Annotated in this window: 28 protein-coding genes; 24 read left to right on the top strand and 4 right to left on the bottom strand. The window is 59.6% G+C overall.

Annotation, left to right across the window (positions count from 1 at the left end; translation table 11 throughout):
- The first annotated feature begins 250 nt into the window (after window positions 1-250).
- The 7 genes from AC1DIJ_RS23945 to AC1DIJ_RS23915 are packed head-to-tail and all read left to right on the top strand — an operon-like array spanning window position 251 to window position 4,288.
- Window positions 251-580 carry a hypothetical protein gene (locus AC1DIJ_RS23945; RefSeq protein ID WP_477831617.1) on the top strand — a complete coding sequence of 110 codons (330 nt, stop codon included), beginning with the start codon at window positions 251-253 and terminating at the stop codon, window positions 578-580.
- Between the two features lie 38 nt (window positions 581-618).
- Window positions 619-1,836, top strand: coding sequence for a phosphoadenosine phosphosulfate reductase domain-containing protein (locus AC1DIJ_RS23940; protein WP_477831616.1), 1,218 nt, complete (start codon window positions 619-621; stop codon window positions 1,834-1,836).
- An 8-nt stretch (window positions 1,837-1,844) separates the two neighbouring features.
- Entirely contained in the window at window positions 1,845-2,591 is a 747-nt protein-coding gene (locus tag AC1DIJ_RS23935; RefSeq protein WP_477831615.1) for a hypothetical protein, read from the top strand.
- Entirely contained in the window at window positions 2,588-2,866 is a 279-nt protein-coding gene (locus AC1DIJ_RS23930; RefSeq protein WP_477831614.1) for a hypothetical protein, read from the top strand. Before AC1DIJ_RS23935 ends, AC1DIJ_RS23930 begins: the two co-directional genes overlap by 4 nt.
- Window positions 2,863-3,528 (top strand): HNH endonuclease, encoded by a 666-nt coding sequence (locus AC1DIJ_RS23925; protein WP_477831613.1) that lies wholly within the window; start codon window positions 2,863-2,865, stop codon window positions 3,526-3,528. The genes AC1DIJ_RS23930 and AC1DIJ_RS23925 overlap by 4 nt, the downstream gene beginning before the upstream one ends.
- Window positions 3,525-3,725, top strand: a complete 201-nt coding sequence (locus tag AC1DIJ_RS23920) for a hypothetical protein (protein WP_477831612.1) — start codon at window positions 3,525-3,527, stop codon at window positions 3,723-3,725. Before AC1DIJ_RS23925 ends, AC1DIJ_RS23920 begins: the two co-directional genes overlap by 4 nt.
- On the top strand, window positions 3,722-4,288 hold the full coding sequence (locus AC1DIJ_RS23915; RefSeq protein ID WP_477831611.1) for an MT-A70 family methyltransferase: 567 nt from the start codon (window positions 3,722-3,724) through the stop codon (window positions 4,286-4,288). The genes AC1DIJ_RS23920 and AC1DIJ_RS23915 overlap by 4 nt, the downstream gene beginning before the upstream one ends.
- Window positions 4,289-4,311: 23 nt before the next feature.
- Here AC1DIJ_RS23915 and AC1DIJ_RS23910 read toward each other — a convergent pair whose 3' ends face one another.
- Window positions 4,312-4,557, bottom strand: a complete 246-nt coding sequence (locus AC1DIJ_RS23910; protein WP_477831610.1) for a DUF982 domain-containing protein — start codon at window positions 4,555-4,557, stop codon at window positions 4,312-4,314.
- 112 nt (window positions 4,558-4,669) lie between these two features.
- Between AC1DIJ_RS23910 and AC1DIJ_RS23905 the strand changes: the two genes are divergently transcribed.
- The 8 genes from AC1DIJ_RS23905 to AC1DIJ_RS23870 all read left to right on the top strand — a co-directional run bounded on the left by AC1DIJ_RS23905 (window position 4,670) and on the right by AC1DIJ_RS23870 (window position 8,183).
- Window positions 4,670-4,831 (top strand): hypothetical protein, encoded by a 162-nt coding sequence (locus tag AC1DIJ_RS23905; protein WP_477831609.1) that lies wholly within the window; start codon window positions 4,670-4,672, stop codon window positions 4,829-4,831.
- Window positions 4,828-5,202: a DUF1064 domain-containing protein gene (locus tag AC1DIJ_RS23900; protein WP_477831608.1), complete on the top strand. Its 375-nt coding sequence runs from the start codon at window positions 4,828-4,830 to the stop codon at window positions 5,200-5,202. The genes AC1DIJ_RS23905 and AC1DIJ_RS23900 overlap by 4 nt, the downstream gene beginning before the upstream one ends.
- The gene (locus AC1DIJ_RS23895) at window positions 5,199-5,687 is read left to right on the top strand and encodes a DUF1376 domain-containing protein (protein WP_477831607.1); all 489 of its coding nucleotides are present in this window, start codon (window positions 5,199-5,201) and stop codon (window positions 5,685-5,687) included. Before AC1DIJ_RS23900 ends, AC1DIJ_RS23895 begins: the two co-directional genes overlap by 4 nt.
- Window positions 5,684-6,427, top strand: coding sequence for a hypothetical protein (locus tag AC1DIJ_RS23890; protein WP_477831606.1), 744 nt, complete (start codon window positions 5,684-5,686; stop codon window positions 6,425-6,427). Before AC1DIJ_RS23895 ends, AC1DIJ_RS23890 begins: the two co-directional genes overlap by 4 nt.
- Window positions 6,424-7,032 (top strand): helix-turn-helix domain-containing protein, encoded by a 609-nt coding sequence (locus tag AC1DIJ_RS23885; RefSeq protein ID WP_477831605.1) that lies wholly within the window; start codon window positions 6,424-6,426, stop codon window positions 7,030-7,032. Before AC1DIJ_RS23890 ends, AC1DIJ_RS23885 begins: the two co-directional genes overlap by 4 nt.
- 50 nt (window positions 7,033-7,082) lie before the next feature.
- Entirely contained in the window at window positions 7,083-7,322 is a 240-nt protein-coding gene (locus AC1DIJ_RS23880; protein ID WP_477831604.1) for a hypothetical protein, read from the top strand.
- Window positions 7,319-7,489 carry a hypothetical protein gene (locus tag AC1DIJ_RS23875; RefSeq protein ID WP_477831603.1) on the top strand — a complete coding sequence of 57 codons (171 nt, stop codon included), beginning with the start codon at window positions 7,319-7,321 and terminating at the stop codon, window positions 7,487-7,489. The genes AC1DIJ_RS23880 and AC1DIJ_RS23875 overlap by 4 nt, the downstream gene beginning before the upstream one ends.
- A 79-nt stretch (window positions 7,490-7,568) precedes the next feature.
- On the top strand, window positions 7,569-8,183 hold the full coding sequence (locus AC1DIJ_RS23870) for a hypothetical protein (RefSeq protein ID WP_477831602.1): 615 nt from the start codon (window positions 7,569-7,571) through the stop codon (window positions 8,181-8,183).
- Window positions 8,184-8,585: 402 nt separating this feature from the next.
- On the opposite strand, the gene AC1DIJ_RS23865 is transcribed toward AC1DIJ_RS23870, so the two are convergent.
- Complete coding sequence (locus AC1DIJ_RS23865; protein ID WP_477831601.1) at window positions 8,586-8,918, bottom strand: sunset domain-containing protein; 333 nt, start codon at window positions 8,916-8,918, stop codon at window positions 8,586-8,588.
- A gap of 341 nt (window positions 8,919-9,259) precedes the next feature.
- Here AC1DIJ_RS23865 and AC1DIJ_RS23860 point away from each other — a divergent pair, with 341 nt between their 5' ends.
- Window positions 9,260-9,514, top strand: coding sequence for a hypothetical protein (locus AC1DIJ_RS23860; RefSeq protein ID WP_477831600.1), 255 nt, complete (start codon window positions 9,260-9,262; stop codon window positions 9,512-9,514).
- Window positions 9,515-9,659: 145 nt separating this feature from the next.
- Here AC1DIJ_RS23860 and AC1DIJ_RS23855 read toward each other — a convergent pair whose 3' ends face one another.
- Window positions 9,660-10,205 carry a hypothetical protein gene (locus AC1DIJ_RS23855; protein ID WP_477831599.1) on the bottom strand — a complete coding sequence of 182 codons (546 nt, stop codon included), beginning with the start codon at window positions 10,203-10,205 and terminating at the stop codon, window positions 9,660-9,662.
- Between the two features lie 8 nt (window positions 10,206-10,213).
- The gene (locus tag AC1DIJ_RS23850) at window positions 10,214-10,570 is read right to left on the bottom strand and encodes a hypothetical protein (protein ID WP_477831598.1); all 357 of its coding nucleotides are present in this window, start codon (window positions 10,568-10,570) and stop codon (window positions 10,214-10,216) included.
- A gap of 21 nt (window positions 10,571-10,591) precedes the next feature.
- Here AC1DIJ_RS23850 and AC1DIJ_RS23845 point away from each other — a divergent pair, with 21 nt between their 5' ends.
- The 8 genes from AC1DIJ_RS23845 to AC1DIJ_RS23810 all read left to right on the top strand — a co-directional run bounded on the left by AC1DIJ_RS23845 (window position 10,592) and on the right by AC1DIJ_RS23810 (window position 17,186).
- Window positions 10,592-11,140: a terminase small subunit gene (locus tag AC1DIJ_RS23845; RefSeq protein ID WP_477831597.1), complete on the top strand. Its 549-nt coding sequence runs from the start codon at window positions 10,592-10,594 to the stop codon at window positions 11,138-11,140.
- Window positions 11,107-12,558, top strand: a complete 1,452-nt coding sequence (locus tag AC1DIJ_RS23840) for a PBSX family phage terminase large subunit (protein ID WP_477831596.1) — start codon at window positions 11,107-11,109, stop codon at window positions 12,556-12,558. The genes AC1DIJ_RS23845 and AC1DIJ_RS23840 overlap by 34 nt, the downstream gene beginning before the upstream one ends.
- Window positions 12,555-13,934, top strand: a complete 1,380-nt coding sequence (locus tag AC1DIJ_RS23835; protein WP_477831595.1) for an anti-CBASS protein Acb1 family protein — start codon at window positions 12,555-12,557, stop codon at window positions 13,932-13,934. The genes AC1DIJ_RS23840 and AC1DIJ_RS23835 overlap by 4 nt, the downstream gene beginning before the upstream one ends.
- Window positions 13,931-14,125, top strand: a complete 195-nt coding sequence (locus AC1DIJ_RS23830) for a hypothetical protein (RefSeq protein WP_477831594.1) — start codon at window positions 13,931-13,933, stop codon at window positions 14,123-14,125. The genes AC1DIJ_RS23835 and AC1DIJ_RS23830 overlap by 4 nt, the downstream gene beginning before the upstream one ends.
- A gap of 10 nt (window positions 14,126-14,135) precedes the next feature.
- Window positions 14,136-15,269 (top strand): hypothetical protein, encoded by a 1,134-nt coding sequence (locus AC1DIJ_RS23825; RefSeq protein WP_477831593.1) that lies wholly within the window; start codon window positions 14,136-14,138, stop codon window positions 15,267-15,269.
- Window position 15,270: 1 nt separating this feature from the next.
- The gene (locus AC1DIJ_RS23820) at window positions 15,271-15,720 is read left to right on the top strand and encodes a hypothetical protein (protein WP_477831592.1); all 450 of its coding nucleotides are present in this window, start codon (window positions 15,271-15,273) and stop codon (window positions 15,718-15,720) included.
- Between the two features lie 10 nt (window positions 15,721-15,730).
- The gene (locus tag AC1DIJ_RS23815) at window positions 15,731-16,774 is read left to right on the top strand and encodes a major capsid protein (protein ID WP_477831591.1); all 1,044 of its coding nucleotides are present in this window, start codon (window positions 15,731-15,733) and stop codon (window positions 16,772-16,774) included.
- Window positions 16,775-16,844: 70 nt separating this feature from the next.
- A complete protein-coding gene (locus AC1DIJ_RS23810) occupies window positions 16,845-17,186 on the top strand; it encodes a hypothetical protein (RefSeq protein ID WP_477831590.1) in 342 nt (113 codons plus the stop codon).
- The last annotated feature ends 1 nt before the right edge of the window (window position 17,187 follow it).

Below are 17,187 nucleotides of genomic sequence, written 5' to 3'. Positions count from 1 at the left end.
CGACACCGGCGGAGTGCCGTCGTCTGCAGGGCAATGCGGAACGGGCGCCCTGCGATTGAATGGAATTACGGCATGCCCAGACGGCGGGCCGGCGACCAAGGGCGAAAGCCTGCCAGGGCCAAACCCTTGGTCGTGATCATCATCTCTCCGGCGCATCTGAAAGTCTCCGTGAACAGGAGCACAGATCGCACAGGAGCCAGACAAGGTGTTGTCAAACAAAGACAAGGAATTGGCAAACAGGGCCAAGGTCATGACTGACGCATTTTACGCACAAAACCTTTTGAGGGAGGCCTTCCCGGAGAGCCGTTACGGCTCGGTCAAGGGAGCGATATTCGCGGCATATCGCTTCGTCAGCCCGAAGGTCTCGAAAGAACTGACGCCGAGAAGAATTCGATCGATCCGGGAGGGAACAGCCCGCCGGATCGACGCTGAGGAAATGGAAGCGCTCAAGGCAGCGATCATCGAGGAGGCTCACCGTGAGCAACAGGAATTACGCGCCCGTCTGGCTGCGCTGGACAAAAAGGTTGCCGCTTTCGATGCGCGCGTGGCTGGCCGATCGGTGGCGCCGTCGAGCGAATAAGTGGGCCGATCGGGCCGAATGGATCATGGGAGACTGAGATGAGCATTCGTCAGCCAACCTTGTTCGAGGGTAGCAAGCGTCTTGTGTACGACGAGGCAGTCGAAATGACGCTTCAGTCGATGCAGGCATACGGCCCGGCCCACGATCACTGGGTCTTCGCTTTCTCCGGAGGTAAAGACAGCACCGCCACGTTGACCGTCATCATTCATCTGATCGACGCCGGCCGGCTCGCGGCTCCGAAGTCTATCAGCGTTCTTTATGCTGATACCCGTATGGAGCTTCCGCCGCTTGCAATCGCTGCTGAGCGCCTGCTCGATCGGCTCCGCGCGCGCGGCATTCACTGCGAAACCGTCTGCGCGCCGATGGATCAGCGCTTCCTCGTCTATATGCTCGGCAGGGGCGTTCCTCCGCCGAACAACAATACGTTCCGCTGGTGCACCCGTCAGATCAAGGTCGACCCGATGACAGCGGCGCTTGAGCGTCGGATCAATGAGCTCGACGGATCTATTCTGATGATCACCGGCGTTCGTCAGGGCGAAAGCGCCATCCGCGACGGTCGCATCGCCATGTCCTGCGGCAAGGACGGAGCCGAGTGCGGCCAGGGGTGGTATCAGCAGGTGGTTCCGGAAGCTAAAGGCATTCGTGGAAGAATCGCCACCTTGGCGCCAATCCTTCACTGGCGCGTCTGCAACGTCTTCGACTGGCTCAAGATCTATGCCCGCATGGAAGAGTATGGCGCTTGGGACACGTCGGCTGTCGTCGATGCCTATGGAGGCGACGAGGCGCAGGAGATCAATGCCAGGACAGGATGCAACGGATGCCCGCTCGCCGCGCGCGATCTGGGGCTTGAGACCGTCGTTCGCGTTCCTTTCTGGTCGTATATCTCGCCGCTGTTCGGTTTGAAGCCGCTCTATCGTGAGCTCCGCGAGCCGCGCAACCGCCTCAAGAAGACTGGCACAGACGAGAACGGCGACATTGCCACTGCCAAGAACAAGCAGCGGATGGGTCCGCTGACTTTCGAAGCTCGCCTGATGGCGCTCGGTCGCATCCTGTCGATCCAGTCGGAGATCAATCTCGATGCCGACCGCCTTGGCCGTCCTCACGTCGACCTTATCAATGCTGAGGAAGAGGCGCGGATCCGTGAGCTGATCTCGCTGGGCACTTGGCCGAATGGCTGGGATGGCGATGAGCCCACAGCTGACACGCCAATGGATGCCGTCTTCGCTGACGGCTCCGTTCAGCCTCTTCTTGTGTGAGGTGAGTGATGCAGCAGCTCTCCATGTTCGATCTGATGATGCCGCCAGCGCCGCCCCCGGCGATCGATCATGTGCGGCTCGCGATTATAAGCTCCGGTTTGGTCCCGAATGATTTCATCCTCGACCTCAACGGCGGCATCACCAATCACCGCGATACGAGCCTGCCGTCTCGGCTGTTTCAGTTCCCGGTTTCGGTGCTGAAGGGAACAGAAGGCACGGGTGGGCAAAGCGTTATCCTCCTCCGCCATCCGCTCCTGCGAGAAGATGCCGACGTAGCAGCTTTCCTCGACGACATAGAGCGTAGGACGGGATTTCGTCCGGAGTGGCGGGATGAGTTTGCGAACCACCATTATACGGGCCTCGCTACATGGTGGCATGCCGTAGACCTGTGCACGAACAAGCATTGGGAAGATCTACTGAGAACCGCGCAATTCACTGAGCGGGACTCGATCCTTAAGGCCGCCCAGCTTCATGTTGAATGGGGGTCTCTGTCGATCAAGAACGCTCGGTCGATCCTCAAAAACTTCGATTGCGTGGAGCCTGAAGATAGAAGCCGCGAAAGTCTCCTTAGAGACGGAATCTGGCCCGGGGGCACCAGCGGCGGGATTGCGCCGAATATCAAATATCAGGGTGAAGCGGGTGTGTGGGTTGCGATCCACGGCATTGAGGATGGCTGGTTCAAGCGCAAAGGGCAGCACCTTTCCGTCACCGAAGAAACAATGAAATTGCGCGACGAAGCGAGGAAAGCAGCATGAAAAATCGTCTTATCGACCTCAACAATCACCTGTTTTCGCAGCTTGAGCGCCTCAGCGACGAGAACCTGACCTCCGAGCAGATCGAAAGCGAGGTCAAGCGCACCGACGCAATCGTGGCGGTGAGCGAGCAGCTGATCCGCAATTCGGACCTATCGCTCAAGGCCGCTACGCTCGTTGCCAATCACGGCGATCGCTTCAAGCCCATGCTTCCAACGATCTTCCGTCAGCCTGAAACCCTTGAGGGCAAGGCGATCACGGACGGGAGCGACAAGTGAAAGGCACATGGATCAAATACACTGACGAACAGATGGCTTGGCTGGAAGCCAAGCGCCTTCTGCCGATCAGCGACTATCACGGCGCCTTCTGCCAGCAATTTGACCGGTACGATGTCTCAGCGGGAAATCTCCACGCGCTGCGCAAGCGCAAGGGCTGGAAAACTGGCCGTACCGGACATTTTGCTAAGGGGAGCACACCCTTCAACAAGGGCGTGCCATGTGAGCCTGGCAAGGGCGGGAAGCATCCCAACGCTCGCAAGACGCAGTTCAAGCGCGGCGGGTTGCCTCACAACACTAAGTACCTCGGCCATGAGCGGGTTTCGAAAGACGGCTACGTCGAGATCAGCGTCGACGAAGAAAACCCACATACGGGCTACGAGCGTCGGTACGTTCTAAAGCACCTGCACCTGTGGGAGAAGTTGAACGGGCGAGTGCCGAAAGGCATGTGTTTGAAAGCGGTCGATGGCAACCGGCTGAATACGGACCCGTCAAACTGGACGCTTATTCCTCGCGGCGTGCTGCCTCGGCTGAATGGTGGCCGAGCTACCCGCGTCATGGCTTACGATGAGGCTCCGGAGGAGCTGAAGCCGGTCCTCATGAATATGGCCCGGGTGGACCAGAAGGTCAGTGAGCTGCGCCGCAAGCGTCAGGGGGCGGAATGACGCCTCCAGAGGAAATGCTCGCCTGGCTAGACCGCCGCATCGCCTCCGCCATGACCTGGCTCGACGACCACGGCAAGGGGTCAAAGCGTCCTCGTCCTCAGCACGAGATCGAAACCAAGGAATACGACATCGCCCGCTTCGAGGAGATCAAGGCGGCGTATGCGAGAGCATTGGCGAAGAGGGAGCAGGCGGCATGAGCTGGTTCTTCGATCCTCTATTGCCGCTTCACTACGAGATGATCGTCATCGATCCGCCGTGGGGGTTTGACCTCTACAGCAAGGAAGGCGCGAAGAAGTCGGCATTGGCAAAATACGAGCTGATGACTGACGTCGATATCCTGGCTTTGCCGGTCGGCGAGCTCGCCAGCATGAATTGCCTTCTCTACTGCTGGGCCACGGCTCCGCAACTTCCTCTGGCGATCGAATGCGTCAAGGCGTGGGGCTTCGAGTACAAGTCCGTGCTGGTCTGGAGAAAAATCACCGCCGCCGGCAAAGTCCGCATGGGGACAGGCTATCGCGTCAGGACCACAGGCGAGGTGGTCGTAGTCGCCACGCTCGGCAATCCGAAGCAGGCCGTCATTCCCCAGACCCTCTTCGACGGCATTGCCCGCGAGCACAGCCGCAAACCTGACGAGTTCTATGCCCTCTGCGATCGCGTGATGCCCCATGCGCGCCGCGCGGATGTCTTCTCTCGCGAAAGCCGCGCTGGCTGGCATTCTTTCGGAAACGAGGCGACGAAGTTCGACGAGGTTGCCGCATGATGTCAATGGATGCTCAAACTCGATCAACGCCTAAGGATTCCTGCTTCCTCGGCCGCGAGAATGAAGGCAGCCTTTGCTTTCGGACCGGGGACCTTCCCCTCGATCGCGGCGAGACAGACTCGCCGAGCAGCGGAGAAGGATTTACCTCCTTTTGTGGGCCAAGAGTTCATGAGGCACGCCAAAGCGTCCCGCGTGCTGGTGACGCTCCGGAAATGGTCGGTGTTTTCGATCATCAATTCGATTGGCTTGTCCCACAGATCGTCGCTCATGTTGTCACCTCACGCGTGGTCGTCGTGGATGATGAAATACGCAGCCTGCTCGTTCCGGCTATCGGACTGAGGTCCCTGATGCGTATGCGACTAAAGGCCGGGGGCTGCGCCTATGACCTTCCTTGAAGCCTACGTCCTCCATGGCCCTGATGTGGAGCGCATCGCTTTTGTTCTCGACATATCGCTCCTGGAAGCAGACCGCCTCATCAACCGTGAGCTCGACAGGCGGTATGTGGAGCGTCGCCGGCTGGCAGAAGCCAGGAGGTCGGCATGACCGAGATCCTGTCCCGCGAGGAATATCTCGCCGCTGTCGCGAAGCCGACGCGCTTGAACAAGTACGGCGCCAAGAAGACGACGGTCGATGGTATCACCTTCGACAGCAAGCGCGAGGCTGAAGTCTATGGCGAGCTCAAGCTCCTTGAGCGGGCAGGGCGCATCAGCGGCTTCGAGCGCCAGCGCAAATTCAACCTCATCATCAACCGCAAGATCATCGGCACCTATCGCGCCGACTTCGCTTTCATCGACCACGACCAGGACGGACGATTCCGCGTCGTCGACGTGAAGGGCGTCATCACCCGCGATTTCCGGCGCGTCCGGAAAATCATCAAGGCAGCATACAACATCGACGTCGAGGTGTGGAAATGAGCAACCGCGCATGGATGCCCCTCCACATCGCCGACTATCTTGCTGATACCGGCCACCTGACCGCGACAGAGCACGGCGCCTACCTGCTGCTAATCATGCATTACTGGCAGAACGGGCACTTGCCGGAGAACGAGCGCGTCATCGCCCGTATCGCCAAGCTGACGCCCGAGCAGTGGGAAGAGAGCCGGGAGCGGTTGTTGTTGCCATTCAACAACATCGCCCGACGGTACAGCAAGATTGACCGACTAATAGGGCGCGGAACCAATCGCAGAGCGCCATTCTCGCAGCGCCGCGAAGTATTGGCGCGGGATGGCAACGTCTGCGCCTACTGTGGCAGCACGTCAGGGCCTTTCCATGTCGACCACAAGGAGCCCTGGTCACTGGGCGGCACGCACGACCCCGATAATCTTTGTGTCGCTTGCGAGGAGTGCAATCTAGCGAAGAGCAATCTCCCTTACGCCGTCTGGATGGAGGTCGTCCAATGAACGACTGGTTCCGCTCATGGCATGGCGCGCCGACTGATCCGAAGTGGCTTGGCATTGCACGCCGTGCTGGCGTAGCGCCTGGAATCGCCGTCGCCGTCGCTTGGGCGCTCATGGATCGCGCGTCTCAGGCATCGGATCGTGGCTCGATCGCAGGATATGACGCAGAGGGCTTGGCCTACTTCTATGGCTGCGAGCCGGAGCAAGTTGAGGCGATAGTCTCCGCCATGGCCGATAAGGGCATGATCGCCGATGGCAGATTTTCCAGCTGGGAAAAGCGTCAGCCAAAGCGCGAGGACGGCGCGGCAGAACGCGCCAGAGAGTGGCGCGAACGCAAACGAACGCAAGCGAACGCGTCTGCAACAACAGATACAGAGACAGATACAGATCCTTCGGAAGACGCGAGCGCGCCCGAAGCCAATCCTGATTTCGAAAGATTTTGGGATGCCTACCCGAACAAGACCGGCAGGCCATCGGCGGAGAAGGCTTTCTCCCAAGCCATTAAGCGCGCCAATCTCAACGAGATCATGGCCGGTGTCGCGGCCTATGCCGCCAAGACCGATGATCGCCAATGGTGCTCACCGGTGAGATGGCTGTCCGATGATCGTTGGAAAGACCAGCCGGCCAAGCCGCCCGACCCGCGTCCTCCGAAGGCCAGCGGCCTATCCCACCTGCAGACACATCAAACCCGAGAAGAATACATCGCCGCCGAGTTGGCGAGATCAGAACGGAGCTTCAGATGAACGTATTAGCGAGAGAGTTCCACCCGGAAGCGGGCCTGGCAGCCCAGGTCAAGCACTATGCTGAGATCCGAAACCGGATAGCGCGTGGCGACAAAAAGACCGTGAACGTCGCGACGGCTCAGGCACTGTCCGATGCGCTTCTCGTCGGTGAGCTGCGCGAGGAAAACGCGGCGCTGAAGCGTGATCTGACGCGGGCGCAAAACAGCCTTCGGTTCGTCGCCGACCGGGAAAGCCACCACCGCCAGACCGAAGCCAGGCTCCAGCGGTTAGAACTCGACCTCGCCGACGCCCAGGCTCGTATCCTGTCTCAAGCCGAAATGCTGCTGGCGATCAATGACGTTGGCGATGAACCAGCCGATCACCGCCGGCCGGTACCGGATATCGTGGCGGAAGTCCTGGCTGATTACCCAGGCACGACATGGGCCGACGTGAAAAGCCTTCGCCGGACGCGCGAACTCGTCGCGCCGCGGCAGGCCTGCATGGTGGCCGTCTATGATGAGCGCAAGGATCTGTCTCTGCCTCAGATTGGCAGGCTGTTCAATCGCGACCATACGACAGTCCTTCATGCCGTCCGCAAGGTCAAAGCTCAGCGAGGTGAGGCGTGAACAAATACTCAGCTTTCCCGCGTCGCCTACCGGGCGGACAATATTGGGCCATGATCAGGCTGTGCCGCGACAGCCACCCGTCTCCGGTGATGGATGCAGGTGACAAGCCGAAGGTCTTCCACACCAAAGGCGAGGCGGCGGCCGAATGCCTTAAGCACATGCTGGCCTTCATGAACGGGCGGGAAATCCGCGGCGAGACCTTCGAGATGGTGAAGCCAGTGACGGCGGCACGGGCTAGGGCCGAGCAGCTGTTCATGGGCGGCGGCCGGGTCGTCGAGGTCGTGCGATGAGCGACATTCCGGCCGATGAAATCAAGATCGAGGTATGGCCCATTCCCGGCATCCACGAGCGCGGCGGCCAGCACTTGGAATCCACCACGGGCTCCGTGTCACGCACCTACCGTCAGGCGTTCAGGCTTTCGTCGATATCGGCCGGTCTCAGCACATCAACAAGATGATCGCCATGGACATGATCCTCGCGGCGATCACCCACCCTAAATTTCGATAACGAGCGGCGGCTCACGAGAGGGAACACCAATGGCGGAACTGAAAAAGACGCGCAAGAAGCAGGCCCGGACCTTCAAAGGCCTTCCGGTGGCGAACACGAGCGAGTTCGCCGGCCTCGGCAACCAGCATTCCAAGGTGAAGCTGATTGAGATCGACAACCCGCATTACAGCAAGCGGCATGCCGGAGCATCGGGAAACCCGAAGACAGTTACCGCGGCCATGAACCTTCGCGAAAGCCCGGTTGCCATGATGGCAGCGAAGGGACACCTTGAGCCGCACCAGGTCGAAGCAGCCATCAAGTTTCGTCGCCTCTGGGAAGCACTCGGCGGCGCAGGCGCTGGCTCGTTCGACTACAGCAGGGAGCCCGTTGACGGGGGTGGCGCGCGCGAGCCCATCTCTGACCGTCAGATTGACGCCGGGATCCAACTCAAGGGATGCCGAGACCTGCTGGGCCGCCGTCACTACGATGTCGTCAGCAAGGTGGCAGGCGAGGGGCGGACGATTGCCGAGATCGGAACGTCGAAGCGCGCCAGGCATACGCTCGCCGACTACCTGAAAGACGCATTAGAGGATTTGGCTGTGCATTGGGGCTTTCAGAAGCGAAAATCACCACAGAATTCACCATCTGCAGTGTTGTCAAGGTAAACCTTCCACGATATGTAGTGGATATGGTGGTGATTTGCGATCAGCGATTACCCACGCAAGCCGCCTTCAGGCGGCTTTTCTATTTTCGCCCCTAACGGGGGAACATCGGCCCGCCAAGCGCCGCCCAAATGATAATCAACAGGTAAAGCAAGAACGCTAAGCCGCCGACTATCGCGATAATGGCAACGCCTATGCGCCCGGCGCTGAGCCTGGTGTTTCTCCCAGCCTCGGTGTTCGCTGGTTCTTGAATGGGGTCATTTGTCGGTTCCATGACCTGCGAACTTCGCGAGTGTGCAATTGTTCCACAGTGCGCCGCTTAGGTTTGGTGCCTCGGCGAGTAGCGAGCAGCAACCGGGCCGCCTCGGGGCGGCCTTTTGATTGCAGAGATCGTTTAAAATGCTTCTAGCGGCCCGCGCGTCTCCAGCCCGCTGCGCGCGCCTCAGCCTCCGAGCAGAACCACCGTTCCCCGTATTGGGGGGAAATCTTGGTCTCTTCGTAATATTCTTGGCCTGGCACGTGGTAAATGTGTTCGCGGCTTTGGATGCTGATGTTGCCCTTGATGTTGCAAACACCACTCAGCGCTAATGTTGGGCCGAGTAGATCGACCGCATCGACGGCACCGTAGCCAATCACGCTCGCGGTGATGATGGCCAGATAGAATGCCTTCATCGAGAAGAGCGGCGTCGCCTGCTTCACTTGGTATCGTGGGCGCGGAAATGAGCGGTGTGTCGGCATCCCGAAAGGATGCCTCGATCATGCGGGAACGCAAGCCAAAGTTGAGCCACGGGTAAATTGAAGGTTGGCGAAATAATTAAAAAGCCAAGCTTCGAGGAGCATAAATGCAGAAGCGCTACGGCGCTCGACGGTAGCCCTCTCGGGCCGGTCAAGCACATTGCCGCGCTGGTGCACACAGCGGCAAGACCGTGGCAGGCGTCATTGCTGAAGCCGCCAGGAAAGCACCGGGAGCACTGTACCCGGAGAGGCGTGGAAGCCGTCTCGTCAGCCCGCCCGGCGTCCCGAGGCGGGTTTTGTCGTATCCGCGTCCGGCGGTACCGGACCAACAAAGGAGAAGACGAATGTCCGTCCAAGCAATGTTCTATGTGAAGCAGATCAACCACCACGCCACCAGCCAGCCGGATCAGGTCTGTGTCGAGGTAAAGCTCGCGGCCGCCTTCGGTGGCTACCTGAATGGCCTGCCGGAAGGAAACGGCGACTGGTCAAAGTACACGCCGCAGGGCGAGCTCTCTATGACCATCACCAATCCCGGCGCGATCGAGCAGTTCGAACCCGGCGCCGTCTATAGCCTGACCCTCGATAAGGTCAGCAAGTAAACGAGATGAGGAGCGTCATGTCGCAAACTCGCCGTACGCTCCTCATCATCGCTGCCGTTGTTGCTGGCGCGTTTATCGCTGCGCTGCGATCGGCTGCGCTTATTACGAGCCGCCAGGCCGAGATCTGTGGCGGACGCTGTAATGCTTAAGGTTCAAGCCGATCTTTGTGTCGCCAAGTGATCGGCCAAATTGTCCCGCCACCAATATCTTTGCCGTGGTTCAACAAATGCAAGAATATTGCGTTGCATAGTTGGTCTATTTTTTTGGCCGTCTGCAAGACACGAAGCCGAGTTACTGGCCACTCGGTTTTCTGTTTGTGGCCTTTCAATGTGATCAGTATAGCGTCCGCGTTTGTTTTCGAGGATGCAGGGTCGATGTACATCCCGTGAATGACTTGTTCCCTCTCGCTCTTCATCCCTGTAGCCTTGTCAATGAGCTCGATAAGTCCACGGGTGCCGAGCTTGTCGCCGTGGTCACTTCTCAAGATCGACTTGAGCTTGTCGCATCGTTGCTGGAACCCCTTGCTATTAATGAAGGCTGCTATGTCTTCGCCGTTTGGATCCGACGCCCAATACAGAAGGTTGTCTATCTGAAATTCGAGTGCTGACCACTTCACCGCGACAGTGCCAATCGCCTCAAGAAGTTTCGTCCCAGGTACTGCGACGAAGTCGTCAGGTTCTTTTGACCCCATTCCGAACCTCACTTCGCCGTAAAGCCAATTCGATAGGCGGTTTCCTCGAGCTTTGGCATGGCGACCAAGAGCACGCTCATCTGTGAATGGTGCTGCATGAGCTGGACTAAGTTCCCATCGGCGTCTTTGCCTATGAAGACCAGGATGTCCGGATTTGAGTAGCTGATGTTGCGCAAGTGAAAGGCTGGAGAAGCTCCACCCGTCACCAGCAATCCCAGTTCGTAGTCGTCAGTGAGCCTAGCCTGTTGTGCCGCGATCATCTGCATCATGCGATCGTGCATAAAGCCAGCAGGATTGTTCTTTCGCTGGCTGATCGTCACCATTTCGTCGCTCAAGCTGTTGATCCTGCCGATTATATTTTCCATCGCTTGCTCCAAGGTCGTTCAATGCCCGCACTGAGTGAAAAACAGAAGCGGTTCGTCTCAGAGTATCTGATCGACCTCAACGCAACGCAAGCGGCAATCAGGGCCGGATACAGCGCCAAGACAGCCCAGCAGCAAGGCAGCCGCCTGTTGTCAAATGTTGTGGTGCAGGAAGAGCTGTCAAAGCAGCAGTCGAAGGTCGCTGAGAGGCTGGAAATCACCAAGGACCGCATCGTAGATGAGCTGGCCAAGATCGGCTTCTCCAACATGCTGGACTACATGAGGGCAGGGCCCGACGGCGACCCTTACCTCGACTTCTCTGGACTGACGCGAGACCAGGCCGCGGCGCTTTCCGAGGTGACGGTCGAAGACTTCAAGGATGGTAGGGGCGAAGACGCCCGCGACGTACGCCGGGTGAAGTTCAAGCTTCATGACAAGAAGGGCGCGCTGGTCGATCTGGCTAAGATGCTCGGCTTCGTGATTGAGAAGCACGAGCACACCGGCAAGGACGGCGCACCTATACAGACCGAGACGAGAACATGGCGGGAAGTGCTGCGCAGCGAAAAGAGCTAGACGCTTCCATCCACCTCACTAACCCCGCACTCCACGATTTTTGGGAAGAGGTTTTTCTCGGGCAGGCTGACATTGCCGTCCTCCATGGCGGGCGATCCAGCTCGAAGACAAGAGACACGGCGTGCCAGCTGGTGCGACTGGTCGATCATGTCGGCGTCCGGATGCGCGTTCTCTGCATCCGCCGATTTCAGAACCGCATTCAGGACTCGGTCTATACCGAACTGAAATGGGCGATTGCTCATCTCGGGCTTGAAGCCGCTTTCGACGTCCAGAAGACGACTATCATCCATCGGCGCACCGGCGCTGAATTCATTTTCTACGGCATCGAGCGAAACCTTGAGGACATCAAGGGCACGTCCGACGTCGACATCCTCTGGGTGGAAGAGGCGGAGAAACTGACCGAGGATCAATGGACCGTCATCGGCCCAACGATCCGCAAGGAAGACAGCCTGGCGATCCTGCTGTTCAACCCGAAGCTGGTCACCGACTACGTCTGGAAGAACTTCGTCATCAACGTGCCGCCGCACTGCGTCGTTCGGAAGATCGACTATACCGAAAACCCTTTCCTCTCCTCCAAGGCACTGCGCGACATCGCGGCGATGCGGGAGAGAAACCCGGAGAAGTTCGAGCACGTTTACGGAGGCGTGCCTCTTGGGGATAGCGAGCTATCAATCTTCAAGCGGAAATGGCTTGAGGCGTGCGTCGATGCTCACCTCGTTCTCAAGCTTGATCTGACCGGGCGGAACATCGTCGGGTTCGACCCTGCAGATGACGGCGAAGACAAGAGTGCCACGGCCGACAAGGTCGCCGGCATCTTCGTCGATGCGGAAGACTGGTCATCCGGCAAGGACGAGCTCGTCCAGAACGCAAAGCGGGTTTGGGCCAAGGCCAAGAATATCGGCGCAACGGTCTCATACGACACGATCGGCGTGGGCGCCTTCGTTGGCGGCTACATCGATGAGCAGAACGAGGTTCATACGGCCAGAGTTGAGCACTTCGCGTTTCACGCCGGCGGTGCGGTCATGGACCCCGATAAGCCAAGTGACCCGTTGAACGACAACAGTCCGCTGAACAAGAACGAGTACCTGAACCTCAAGGCGCAGGGATGGGCCAACACGGCTCGCCGGGCGATGCTCACCTTCAATGCGGTAACGCGGGGCCAGCCGATCAAGCCCGAAGACGTTCTGGCTTTCTCGTCCCAGATCGGCGCTGCAAAGCTGGACGCGCTCTTCACCGAGCTTTGCGTCCCGTGGTGGGTCGAGACAGAGGGCAAGAAACGGGTCGTGCCGAAGCTCAAGCTCAAGAAGGACTTGGGCGTGAAGTCGCACAACCTCGCTGACGCGGTGATCGCCGCCGACAACGTCAACATCGCGACCGGCCCGTCCGTTGCAATGTTCCTGAGAAAGAAGAACCGATGAACCAAGTTGTTCGGCTCGCAAATTATGTGCAGCGCCGTCTCGACAGCATGTTCCCGGCGTTCTTCCCGGGCGTATCGCCCAAGCATGACCACTACCGCGATTTCGGCTATCCCGATCGCCTGTCGTTCGATCAGCTGTACCGCATGTATTCCCGCAACGGGATTGCGGCGGCGGGCATCGACAAGACGGTCCGCAAGACCTGGCAGGACAATCCTTTCCTCCTTGAGCAGGAGCGTGATGGTTCCCAGCAGGGCACGGCGAAGGAAACGTCGGCAGAGAAGGAAATCCGCCAGCGCTTCGAAGACCTCCGCGTCTGGGCTCGCTTGGCTGAAGCCGATCGCATGTCGATGGTCGGTGCCTACTCGGGCGTGATCCTGCGCTTCGCCGATGGCAAAGCCTTCAATCAGCCGCTGGGCAAGGTCACGGGTGGCCTGAAAGCGCTCGTCGAGATCATCCCGGTATGGGAAGGCCAGTTGCGCGTCTCGGAATGGGATACGGTCGAAACGTCCGAGACTTACGGCCAGCCGAAGATGTTCCAGTTCAGCGAGTCCGCGGTCGATACCAACAAGCAGCAGCCTCGCAACATCATGATCCACCCTGACCGGATCATCATCTGGTCGAAGGATGGATCGGTCAACGGATCGTCGGCGCTTGAGGCGGGTTACAACTCTCTCGTCGACATGGAGAAGGTGCGGGGCGCCGGCGGCGAGGGCTTCTGGAAAAACGCCAAGAGTGCGCCTGTTTTCGAAGTCGACAAGGAAGCCAAGATCGCTGAGATGGCAAAGGCCATGGGCGTCTCTGTCGAAGACCTTGCCGACAAGATGAACGAGCAGGTCGCCGACTACAATGCTGGCTTCGACCAGATGCTCATGATCATGGGCATGCAGGCCAAGCAGATCAGCGTGAACCTGCCGTCGCCGGAGCACTTCTACGCGGTCGCCCTTCAGGACTTCGCCGCCTCGATGAACATCCCGGTGAAGATCCTTGTCGGGATGCAGACAGGCGAGCGCGCCAGCCAGGAAGACGCAGACGAGTGGGCGCAGACGAACATGTCGCGCCGGGCAAACCAGACGATTCCGAACATCAAGCTGCTGATCGACCGCCTCGAACGTGTCGGCATCCTCGATGAGAAAGACTGGTTCATCGACTGGGCCGACCTGACCGAAGCCTCCATGTCCGAGAAGGTCGATCGCGCCGACAAGATGGCCGACGTCAACCAGAAGACCGGCCAGAACGAGTGGGTCTTCACCCCTGAGGAGATCCGCGCCGCGGTCGGCTATGAGCCGCTGAGCGACGCCGATAAGGTCCGCGATGACGTGACCGACGACGAGATCGACGCGGCCGTTACGCCTCCTGGAAAAGAGGATGCAGCATGAAGCGCTACGTGACCACTGGCGGGACATTCTTCACCGAGTGGGGGCAGGCTTCCACCGCTGAATTCGTCATTGAAAAAGATCGCCAGGTGAAAAAGACCGGCCTTCTCGACGCCTCGGGCAATGACATCTTCTCCGTAGAAGAGACCGGCCCGATCGGGTTCGTTCCGCTGCGCAATCGCAGCAAAACCTAGAGGAAATCCCATGCCCAATCAGGTGCGTGTGAACGTCAAGACTTTGGCGAACGTGAAGGCTGTCCGAAAGGAAAAGCGAAACGGCCGCGACGTGGTGATCGTCCCTTCGGCAACCCTGCCGGACAACATCATCATGAACGGGATCAAGTACCCGGCCGAAGAGATCGCCAAGAGCTTCCAGACGCTCAACCGGTCGCCGGCGCCTCTGGGTCATCCGCTGGTCAATGGCAAGTTCGTCTCTGCCCGCGATCCGGAAGGCTTGAACATCGGCTATATCGGCGCATGGAACGAGAACGTTCGTCAGGACGGCGGGCGCGTGCTGCTCGACAAGGTGATCGACGTCGAGGTTGCCAATCGGTCGGAAGGCGGCAAGGCCGTCCTCGCCGCAATCGAGGCCGGCGGCCCGATCCACACCTCGACTGGCCTCCTGGCCGTCATGGAAGCGGTTAACGCCGAAGATCACAAGCGTGTCGCCCGCGCCATGGTCTTCGACCACGATGCCATTCTCCTCAACGAGGACGGCGCCGCAACGCCTGATCAGGGCGTCGGCATGCTGGTCAACGCCAAGGGCGAATTCGAAGAGATTGAGGTCGTCAACTCCGCCATGACGGATGCTGCCGATCAGGAGATCGATTGGGCGGGAACCCGCCTCGTCGAAGCTCTCATGCGCCGACAGAACATCAGCGTCTGGGAGAAAGTGAAATCCGCAATCATGGACGCCATCGGCTCCGGGCGGGAACCATCCACGAACACAAAGGAACTCGACATGACTGTTGAAGAACAGCTCAAGGCGCTTTCCGCGAAGGTTGACGCCCTCTCGGAAGCAAAGCCGAACGAGGCGATGAACAAGACCATCGCCGACGCCGTGACTGCAGCCGTCAATGCTGCTGTCAAGCCGCTCACCGATGCCCATGCCACCCTGGTTGCCAACCAGAAGGCCAAGGACGACGCCGAGCAGGCTGAACTTGTCACCAAGATCGTCAACGCCAAGATCCTCGACGAGGCCACGGCGAAGGCAACCCCGCTGGCAACCCTGCGCGCGCTTGCTTCGCAGACAGACCCGAAGACGGCAGCCGCCCTGAACTCCGCCTTCGGCGGCGGTCATCATCAGCCGGGCTTCAAGCTTCCGAAGGGAGACAAGTAACATGGCGCGCTACAACAAGATCTATGCGGGTCCGGTCTCCGAGACCCTGCCGCAGGTCCAGGAGCGCCTCTGCGCTGCCTCGATCCTGCCAGGCACTGCGTTGGTCGAATCCGGTTCGGCCTTCGCTCAGGCCGGCGCCGCATCCAACGCAAAGCTCTACATTGCCCAGGATAATTACTTGGCGATGAAGGGCGTGGATGACGCATGGGCGGCCAACGACCGCATCATCGGCATGGAGATGCTCGACGAGCAGTTCTTCAACGTTCGCGTGCCCACCGGCACCAACGTCACCCGCGGCGCGGCGCTGACCACCAGCGCCGCCGGCAAGTTCGTCCTCGCCACCACCGGCAACCGCATCGTCGCGTTTGCCGAGGAGGCATACAACAACACCTCAGGTGCCGATCAGCTTGTCCGTGCTCGCGCGGCCAAGGGCAACCTGGCTTCGGCGTAAGGAGAAACCGATGCGCTATTTTGACGAACAGCTCGTCGCCAACTCCCGCCCGCATGCGGAATGGTGGGCCGACGTTTCGATCAACCGCGAGCATTTCCACCAGGTGGAAGAGCATATGGCATCGCTCGCCAATGCTGCGGCAGTGCTACCGCGCGATGCCTGGCTCGAAATCGACAGCATCACCCGCCGCGTTCTGCGCGACGACGAAGGCGAAGTCTACATGCGCGACCTGATGGCGCTGGCTCGTCCGATCAACATCGGCAAGCTCGTCAGCATGACGCGTGTGGCTTCCGACTCCTCGAACCCGGTCATCCGGTCCATGTCGGGCCAGGTTCCGGTTCCGATGGATAAGGTGGTCTATGCCTACCGCGGCACGCCGGTTCCGATCTTCCAGGACGGCTACGGCCGTGAATGGCGCGAGTGGAACACGCTGCAGTCGGAAAACTTCGACGCCATTGCTGATGACGAAGAAGCGGCCAACGCCAAGATCAAGAAGGATCAGGCGGACTACGTCCTGAACGGCGATACCTCCATCGTCTTCCAGGGCTATTCGGGCACCGGCATCCGCAGCAACCCGCTGGCGAAGACCATCAACATCGGTGCTTCCGGTGCGAACATCGATCTCACGTCCCCGTCGACGACGTCGGACGCGATCGATGCCTTCTTCACCCAGACGCTCGGCGCCATGCTCGACGCCCAGCTCATCACCGGCAAGGTCAACATCTACATCTCGCCCGAGATCGGTCGCAACCTCGACCGCTCCTACTCCGGCGCGAACGGCTTCAAGGGCGGCACGCTCTTGCAGTACCTGCTGACCAACCGCCGCATCGGCAAGATCGAAGTGACCTTCAAGCTCTCGGGCAACGAGTTCTTCGGTTTCGTCCCGTCTTCGGAGTTCATCCGTCCGCTGATCGGCATGGCAGTCAACACGACCGCAATGCCGCGCCAGTACCCGACGGCGAACTACCAGTTCCTGAAGATGGGCGCGATGGGCCTCGAAATCCGGGCGGACTACAACGGCAAGTCCGGGGTCTTCTACTCCACCAGCACCTGATGATGCTGCCTCGCCCAACAGGGCGGGGCGCTCCACTCCTCAATCATCACGGCTCAAGGAGGCCGATCCGATGAAAATTCGTCTGAAGGCACCGGATGGACTGAGCTCCACCGGCATCTACGGTCAGGACGGCAAGGAAATGCCGGTCGGCCACGAAATGACTGTCAAGGAAGAGCCGAAGGGCTGGGCTGGTCGCTACGACATTCTGTCCGGCGGCACGGCGGAAGGCGGCGAGCCCGTGACCAACCAGTCGGCATATGCTGTCGTTGAAAAGGACGGCGGCTGGTTCGCGGTCACCAAGGACGGCCAGGAAGTGACGAAGAGCTTCCGTAAGGGCGATGTCGATGGCTTCGATGGCATGTCCGAGCAGGACAAGGAAGCCTTCGTCGATCTCCACAAGAAGGACGCCTGAC

The organism is Rhizobium sp. 10N427 (assembly GCF_056394605.1).
The sequence above is the reverse complement of the archived record's forward strand: the minus strand, read 5'-3'. Positions and strand labels throughout refer to the sequence as shown.

Bases quoted from the DNA above. Each gene is read 5' to 3' on its own strand.
- AC1DIJ_RS23835 (WP_477831595.1), top strand. From the start codon at position 12,555: ATGAACCAAGTTGTTCGGCTCGCAAATTATGTGCAGCGCCGTCTCGAC.
- AC1DIJ_RS23875 (WP_477831603.1), top strand. From the start codon at position 7,319: ATGAGCGACATTCCGGCCGATGAAATCAAGATCGAGGTATGGCCCATT.
- AC1DIJ_RS23865 (WP_477831601.1), bottom strand. From the start codon at position 8,918: ATGCCGACACACCGCTCATTTCCGCGCCCACGATACCAAGTGAAGCAG.
- AC1DIJ_RS23885 (WP_477831605.1), top strand. From the start codon at position 6,424: ATGAACGTATTAGCGAGAGAGTTCCACCCGGAAGCGGGCCTGGCAGCC.
- AC1DIJ_RS23810 (WP_477831590.1), top strand. From the start codon at position 16,845: ATGAAAATTCGTCTGAAGGCACCGGATGGACTGAGCTCCACCGGCATC.
- AC1DIJ_RS23830 (WP_477831594.1), top strand. From the start codon at position 13,931: ATGAAGCGCTACGTGACCACTGGCGGGACATTCTTCACCGAGTGGGGG.
- AC1DIJ_RS23895 (WP_477831607.1), top strand. From the start codon at position 5,199: ATGAGCAACCGCGCATGGATGCCCCTCCACATCGCCGACTATCTTGCT.
- AC1DIJ_RS23870 (WP_477831602.1), top strand. From the start codon at position 7,569: ATGGCGGAACTGAAAAAGACGCGCAAGAAGCAGGCCCGGACCTTCAAA.
- AC1DIJ_RS23825 (WP_477831593.1), top strand. From the start codon at position 14,136: ATGCCCAATCAGGTGCGTGTGAACGTCAAGACTTTGGCGAACGTGAAG.
- AC1DIJ_RS23910 (WP_477831610.1), bottom strand. From the start codon at position 4,557: ATGAGCGACGATCTGTGGGACAAGCCAATCGAATTGATGATCGAAAAC.
- AC1DIJ_RS23855 (WP_477831599.1), bottom strand. From the start codon at position 10,205: ATGGGGTCAAAAGAACCTGACGACTTCGTCGCAGTACCTGGGACGAAA.
- AC1DIJ_RS23920 (WP_477831612.1), top strand. From the start codon at position 3,525: ATGACGCCTCCAGAGGAAATGCTCGCCTGGCTAGACCGCCGCATCGCC.
- AC1DIJ_RS23815 (WP_477831591.1), top strand. From the start codon at position 15,731: ATGCGCTATTTTGACGAACAGCTCGTCGCCAACTCCCGCCCGCATGCG.
- AC1DIJ_RS23915 (WP_477831611.1), top strand. From the start codon at position 3,722: ATGAGCTGGTTCTTCGATCCTCTATTGCCGCTTCACTACGAGATGATC.
- AC1DIJ_RS23840 (WP_477831596.1), top strand. From the start codon at position 11,107: ATGGCGGGAAGTGCTGCGCAGCGAAAAGAGCTAGACGCTTCCATCCAC.
- AC1DIJ_RS23890 (WP_477831606.1), top strand. From the start codon at position 5,684: ATGAACGACTGGTTCCGCTCATGGCATGGCGCGCCGACTGATCCGAAG.
- AC1DIJ_RS23820 (WP_477831592.1), top strand. From the start codon at position 15,271: ATGGCGCGCTACAACAAGATCTATGCGGGTCCGGTCTCCGAGACCCTG.
- AC1DIJ_RS23940 (WP_477831616.1), top strand. From the start codon at position 619: ATGAGCATTCGTCAGCCAACCTTGTTCGAGGGTAGCAAGCGTCTTGTG.
- AC1DIJ_RS23945 (WP_477831617.1), top strand. From the start codon at position 251: ATGACTGACGCATTTTACGCACAAAACCTTTTGAGGGAGGCCTTCCCG.
- AC1DIJ_RS23935 (WP_477831615.1), top strand. From the start codon at position 1,845: ATGCAGCAGCTCTCCATGTTCGATCTGATGATGCCGCCAGCGCCGCCC.
- AC1DIJ_RS23850 (WP_477831598.1), bottom strand. From the start codon at position 10,570: ATGGAAAATATAATCGGCAGGATCAACAGCTTGAGCGACGAAATGGTG.
- AC1DIJ_RS23845 (WP_477831597.1), top strand. From the start codon at position 10,592: ATGCCCGCACTGAGTGAAAAACAGAAGCGGTTCGTCTCAGAGTATCTG.
- AC1DIJ_RS23880 (WP_477831604.1), top strand. From the start codon at position 7,083: ATGATCAGGCTGTGCCGCGACAGCCACCCGTCTCCGGTGATGGATGCA.
- AC1DIJ_RS23860 (WP_477831600.1), top strand. From the start codon at position 9,260: ATGTCCGTCCAAGCAATGTTCTATGTGAAGCAGATCAACCACCACGCC.
- AC1DIJ_RS23900 (WP_477831608.1), top strand. From the start codon at position 4,828: ATGACCGAGATCCTGTCCCGCGAGGAATATCTCGCCGCTGTCGCGAAG.
- AC1DIJ_RS23930 (WP_477831614.1), top strand. From the start codon at position 2,588: ATGAAAAATCGTCTTATCGACCTCAACAATCACCTGTTTTCGCAGCTT.
- AC1DIJ_RS23905 (WP_477831609.1), top strand. From the start codon at position 4,670: ATGACCTTCCTTGAAGCCTACGTCCTCCATGGCCCTGATGTGGAGCGC.